This window comes from Clostridium sp. DJ247 (assembly GCF_014231265.1).
Genome location: NZ_JABAIW010000102.1, coordinates 1 through 5,873 on the forward strand (window position 1 = coordinate 1; position 5,873 = coordinate 5,873).

A 5,873-nucleotide genomic window follows, 5' to 3' on the forward strand; every position below is an offset into this window, starting at 1 on the left:
TTAAGCAGAGAGCCAAAATCTGTGATTTTGTGCGAATCGGTTAAGCAGACATACAAAATCTGCGATTTTGATATGGTCCCCTACTCTGTGACTACTCCTCTGAAGAGGAGTTTCCTATAAAGATGGAAGTATTAGAGCGGGTAGTCATCGGATAAAGGTACCTAACCATAATAATAAAGATATTTAGCTCTAAATATGCTTATAATATGTTCTAAACCTTATATTTACTATTAGCAACCTCTAAGCCTAAGTTTCTTATCATCTGAATGTCTTCCTCAATATTATTTCCTGATGTAGTTAACATATTTCCTGTAATAGTTGCATTTACACCCACTTTAAAACTTTCTTCTCCATAATTATGTAGAAAGTTTCTTCCTCCTGCCAATCTAATACTTGCTTTAGGATTTATAAATCTAAAGATTGTCATAGTAATTAATATTTCATTTTCATCTAATCTTTTCATATTTTCCAAGGGTGTTCCCTTTATAGGGTTAAGTATATTAACTGGTATAGACTTCACTTCTAATTTTTGTAGTTCTAATGCCAATTTAATTCTGTCTTCCATAGTTTCTCCCATACCTATTATTCCGCCTGAACATACACAAAGTCCAGCTTTCATTGCATTATTAATTGTATCTATTCGTTCATCATAAGTATGGGTTGTACATATATTTTTATAATATTCCCTGCAAGTCTCTAAATTATGATGATAACTTGTTACTCCCACTTCTTTTAGTTTCAAAAGCTGTTCATAACTTATTATTCCCAAGGAAGCACATAAATCTATATTTACATTTTTTCTAAGCTTTTCATATATCTTTAATATTTTTTCAAACTCTTCCCCTTGTAATCCCCTACCACTGGTTACTATACCAAATCTATCTACACCACCTTTTTCATCCTCTAATGCTTGCTTTAATACTTCTTCTGCCTCAACTACACCATAGTTTTTTACATCAGTGTGATAATGAGCGGATTGAGCACAGTACTTACAATCCTCAGAGCATTTACCAGATTTTCCGTTTATAATGCCACATAAATCTACCTTATTACCATTATACTTTTCACGTATCCTATCTCCTGCTTTAAATAACATATCTAAATCTTTCACTTTTGATAGTTCTAAAGCTTCTTCAAATCCAATTAATCCGTTTTCATCTATTTTTTCTTCTAATTTTGTTATTAAATTCTTCATATATTTGCCCCCATTTTCACTAAACTAACTTTTTATTATATATTGTTAACTTCATTGTAAACTAATTCGATGTATCTTGGTTTACAATACTATATTACCTAATTTATACTACTATGTCAATGTAGGTTTTTTCGTAAAATTATAGTTAAGAAAATCTTAGCTCAATCAATATTAGTTAATAGAAATTTGGAAATATAAAATAATGAAATAATAAATAGTTTAAAGGCAGGTAAATTTATTACCTGCCTTTAAACTATTTATTTTCTAAATATTTATCCAATAGCCAACTGCCACTAATCATCATCTCTTAACACATTTAGATTCTTACCGCTCAATATTTTATTCATATTTCTAACAGCACACATTTTTCCACACATAGTACAAGTATGTTCATCTTCCGGCTGTGATTCTTCTCTGTATCTTCTAGCTTTTACAGGGTCTATAGCCAAGCTGAACATCTTTTCCCAGTCAAGTTCCCTTCTTGCTTCACTCATAGCGTTGTCCCAATCTCTAGCCCCTTTAATTCCTTTTGCTATATCTCCTGCATGGGCAGCAATCTTAGAAGCTATGATACCTTCTTTCATATCATCTAGATTTGGAAGTCTTAAATGTTCTGCTGGAGTTACATAACATAAGAAATCCGCTCCAGAGGAAGCTGCTATTGCTCCACCTATAGCTGATGTTATGTGATCATATCCTGGTGCTACATCTGTAACTAGTGGACCTAGTACATAAAATGGTGCATTATGACATAGCTTCTTTTCTAACTGCATGTTAGCCTTTATTTCATCTAAGCTCATATGTCCTGGTCCTTCTATCATAACTTGTACATTTCTCTCCCAAGCTCTTTTTGTTAACTCTCCTAGTGTCATTAATTCTTTTATTTGACTAGGATCTGTAGAGTCTGCAATAGATCCTGGACGACAGGCATCACCTAAACTTATAGTTACATCATATTTTTCACATATATCTAATACTTTATCATAATGTTCGTAGAATGGATTTTCTTTATTGTTAAGCTCCATCCAAGCAAACATCAAAGCTCCACCTCTTGATACAATGTTTGTAAGTCTTTTATTTCTTTTAAATACTGCTGCAGTCTCTCTGTTAATTCCTGCATGTATAGTCATAAAGTCTACGCCATTTTTTGCATGTTTCTCTATAACATTTATTAACTCATCTTCAGTTATATCACTTAATTCTTTATCATAAAAACCTACTGCATCATATATTGGAACTGTACCAATCATAGCCGGAGAAACTTCTACTAGCTTTGTTCTAAATTCTTCTGTTTTACCAAAACAGCTTAAATCCATTATAGCTTCAGCTTTCATTTCTATGGCAACTCTAACCTTTTCAAATTCATCTTCTATGCAGTTGCAATCCTTTGAAATACCTAGGTTAACATTAATTTTTGTTCTAAGTCCTTCACCTATACCCTCTGGACTTATGGACTTATGATTCTTATTAGCTGGTATAGCCACTCTACCAGCTGCTACTAGCTCTACTAAATGATTAACATCTATATTTTCCTTCTTAGCTACTATTTCCATTTCTTTTGTGATTATGCCTTTTTTGGCAGCGTCCATTTGTGTTGTATAGTTCATTATAATCCATCTCCTCTTTAACTATTTATTTATACTTTAGATTATTCTTATTACCAATTAATAGATATTTTATTAGCTTTAACTGTCTCATAACCTCTACAAATAATACTATGATAATTATTAAAAATACTCCGTGTAACGTAAATAATTTCATAGTTCATGTAATAAAAAAGGAGCTTTACAGCTCCCTCATAATTCCTTTATAATAAAATATACTTATATAGAAACTATCTACAAAACATATTTCTTACCTTACAAAGTACTTCCCTACGTTGGTGTTAACCAAATCAGGTTATGAGGGTCAGAACTAACAGTTCTATCTCAGCTCATTATATGAGCCCCCCTAGTAGTATTAAGTTTTTAACAATTTCAATTATACCATAGATATTGTTTCCTATCAAGGCAGTATTTTCTGAAGCGTATCTATAAACCAAATATTTAATTTTTATCACTCTCTATTTGATTCTTAAGTCTTAATATTTCACCTCGGCTTAATTCTGTCAATTCCAATATTTCTTCAATATCTATACCCTTTTTGATCATTTTTATAGCTATTTTTTCTATTCCTTTTTCTATTCCTTCCTGTTTTGATTTCTTAAATCCTTCTTCAATCTTTCTACCTAAATTGCTTACCATATCATCCACCTCCATTTCTGATGTTTCCTTATATGTCCAAACTTCATTATCATCAATCGAATCGTGCATGCTTAGGTTTATTATCTAATAGTTCCTTTGTAAAATCTTCTATTTTTAAACTATTAGGATTCCTTACCCTCTCGGGGCTAAGTCTGTAGTTAAAATTTTAGTGGTAGCTATCTTTACAATTGCTACCACTTTCATAATAATTAATGATTCGCTATTTCATTTTTTAGCTTTATTACTTCATCTTCACTTAGTCCTGTTATCTCCATGACGAAAGAAACATCTACTCCTTTACTCAAAGCATTTTTAGCAATTTCCTTATTTCTTTCTTCTCTTCCTTCTTCTCTTCCTTCTTCTCTTCCTTCTTCTCTTCCTTCTACTTTTCCCTCTTCTTTTGCACCTTCAATCATACTTTTTTCATCCAATATCTTTTTCATTCGAAGTTCTGCAAGTCGCACAGTTTCAGGGTCTCTACTCAACATATCAAGAACTGTTATCGCTTTTCTTATTGCTGGTTCTCCCATTTCAACCACCTCCATTACTTCCTTTTCTGGTTTTGTTAAAAATGCCAGCCACTTGTTTAAGCTAGTGTTAAGTTCTGGTTGTTCATCTAAAAACTTTGGTAATTCTACGAAGTGTATCTCTAATATATCTGTTAACATTGTCTTGTCATTATCTTCATATAAATGATATACTGTGTGATATTGTTCACTCTCTACATAATTGAAATTTAGTATATTTATGGTTATAGTTTTATTAAGATTTTTATAATTTTCTCCTTTTTTTATCTGGTTTGAGTACAATCTAGACCAGTAAAATAGCGTTCTCTTTATCATATTATATCTATTTATAAGTTGTATCTCTACATTTATGTGAATCCCTTTTTCTGTTATTACTCTTACATCTAAAATTCCTATTTTGTCATCTACTGTTTCAATATCTGATAGCTTTGTGTCTACATATTCAATATGTTTTATCTTCTCTTTTTCAGTTCCCTCTAATAGAGCATTCAAGAAACTTATCAATATGTCCTCATTCTCAGGACTTCCAAATATCTTTTGAAATACTACATCATTCTTAGGATCAAGAATCATTTTATCATCAAAGCTAATATCCATTTTATCACTTCCTCTGTTAATAATATTTTACCAAATTTATTAGGCTTATTCTATATTCCAGCATTAATATCTCAATTATATTATTTAGTTCATCACATAGTTTAGGTGGAGAGGTGGTATAGTATTTTGAAAACTTTTTTAGTTTGGTATCTCCCTAGCCACCCTTTACCCCTATTTTATTATCAATTATTATATTTACATTACTTATATTGTTACATCTATTACCATTAGTTTATCATACTGCTTCTTTTAGTGGAACAACTGGCATTATATATTCACTCTTATTCTTCATCATTTCATAGATTATATTTACAAGCCTTCTCATTACACAAACCAATGCTTGTATTTTTGTCTTTCCTTCTGATATTTTTCTTTTATAGTATTGCAAAAATACTGGATTCCTTGGAAGGTTACTTCCCTTTGCTACTTGAATTTGCTGTACTGCTAGGAAGTAGAATACTGCGTATAGTTCCCTGTTTCCTTGCTTACTTTTCTTATCCTTCCCTTTTCCTACTGCAACATCTGCCGCAATACCTTCTAGTATCATTAGTATTCCTTGCCACCAATTTCTATTATGGTTATAAACTCAGGAGTAGCACCAAATAGCCCTCCATCATCCTATGATAGCCCCAATTCATCCATTATTTTCGGATTATCAGTATCCTCCATAACAAAGATTGAACCATACTCTTCAAGCTTGTAGCTGTCCCATATTTCTTCTCCTGTTAGATTGGTCACAATATTCTTGAAATACTGCTCCAACTCCTCCATTAATGCCTTTGGTAGACTATTATTATCCTTTACATTTTTTATATCTTCCATTGTATTTATTACTATCATTATTTCATCCTCCTCTATAGCAGTCTTACCGCCCTCATTTTTTCTTCTTTACTACTATTGATATAAAATTTAGCAGTAGTATCAACACTACTATGTCCTGCAAGCTTACTTACAGTAGTTAGCGGAATACCTTTAGTTACAAGCCTTGTACAATAGGATCAATTTTATGATGTTTCCTGCATTGTCATACTCATACTTAGTACTTCTTTCTGACTCTTCATCCCTAGGATCTCTCTTTACTATTTCCACAAGTCTATCTGAAGCATCATAACGTACTATGTTTTCATAGCCTTCTGGAGTAGTTACTCTTGTTATGTTTCCATTGGCATCATATTCGTATAAGGTTTTAGCTGCTATTTTCCCTTTGGTTTCTTCTGCTAAATCTCCCTCATTTATCTCTTCGCTTACTTTTTCAAGCAAACCTACGCTGTTATAGTAATATCTAGTTACCTTATAGGTATTTGCATTTAT

General features: G+C 31.8%; 6 protein-coding genes, 1 pseudogene and 1 riboswitch. All 7 genes and pseudogenes read right to left on the bottom strand.

Going from position 1 to position 5,873, the window contains the following annotated elements; genetic code table 11:
- Positions 1 to 211: 211 nt before the first annotated feature.
- On the bottom strand, positions 212 to 1,195 hold the full coding sequence (gene bioB, locus HGI79_RS21840; protein ID WP_185652784.1) for a biotin synthase BioB: 984 nt from the start codon (positions 1,193 to 1,195) through the stop codon (positions 212 to 214).
- A gap of 293 nt (positions 1,196 to 1,488) precedes the next feature.
- Positions 1,489 to 2,802 (bottom strand): phosphomethylpyrimidine synthase ThiC, encoded by a 1,314-nt coding sequence (thiC, locus tag HGI79_RS21845; protein WP_185652785.1) that lies wholly within the window; start codon positions 2,800 to 2,802, stop codon positions 1,489 to 1,491.
- Between the two features lie 247 nt (positions 2,803 to 3,049).
- Positions 3,050 to 3,157: riboswitch (TPP riboswitch) on the bottom strand.
- A gap of 83 nt (positions 3,158 to 3,240) precedes the next feature.
- Positions 3,241 to 3,507: a hypothetical protein gene (locus tag HGI79_RS21850; protein ID WP_185652786.1), complete on the bottom strand. Its 267-nt coding sequence runs from the start codon at positions 3,505 to 3,507 to the stop codon at positions 3,241 to 3,243.
- 140 nt (positions 3,508 to 3,647) lie between these two features.
- A complete protein-coding gene (locus tag HGI79_RS21855; protein ID WP_185652787.1) occupies positions 3,648 to 4,562 on the bottom strand; it encodes an Rpn family recombination-promoting nuclease/putative transposase in 915 nt (304 codons plus the stop codon).
- A 235-nt stretch (positions 4,563 to 4,797) separates the two neighbouring features.
- Positions 4,798 to 5,079, bottom strand: a pseudogene (locus tag HGI79_RS21860) (IS110 family transposase); the annotation flags it as partial.
- Positions 5,080 to 5,180: 101 nt separating this feature from the next.
- Positions 5,181 to 5,402 carry a hypothetical protein gene (locus tag HGI79_RS21865; RefSeq protein WP_185652788.1) on the bottom strand — a complete coding sequence of 74 codons (222 nt, stop codon included), beginning with the start codon at positions 5,400 to 5,402 and terminating at the stop codon, positions 5,181 to 5,183.
- A gap of 132 nt (positions 5,403 to 5,534) precedes the next feature.
- The coding region (locus HGI79_RS21875; RefSeq protein WP_185652789.1) for an RHS repeat domain-containing protein at positions 5,535 to 5,873 on the bottom strand (339 nt) is incomplete at its 5' end.

What these genes read in the sequence shown, in the direction of transcription:
- bioB (WP_185652784.1), bottom strand. Translation starts at nt 1,195, where the DNA reads ATGAAGAATTTAATAACAAAATTAGAAGAAAAAATAGATGAAAACGGA.
- thiC (WP_185652785.1), bottom strand. Translation starts at nt 2,802, where the DNA reads ATGAACTATACAACACAAATGGACGCTGCCAAAAAAGGCATAATCACA.
- HGI79_RS21850 (WP_185652786.1), bottom strand. Translation starts at nt 3,507, where the DNA reads ATGCACGATTCGATTGATGATAATGAAGTTTGGACATATAAGGAAACA.
- HGI79_RS21855 (WP_185652787.1), bottom strand. Translation starts at nt 4,562, where the DNA reads ATGGATATTAGCTTTGATGATAAAATGATTCTTGATCCTAAGAATGAT.
- HGI79_RS21865 (WP_185652788.1), bottom strand. Translation starts at nt 5,402, where the DNA reads ATGATAGTAATAAATACAATGGAAGATATAAAAAATGTAAAGGATAAT.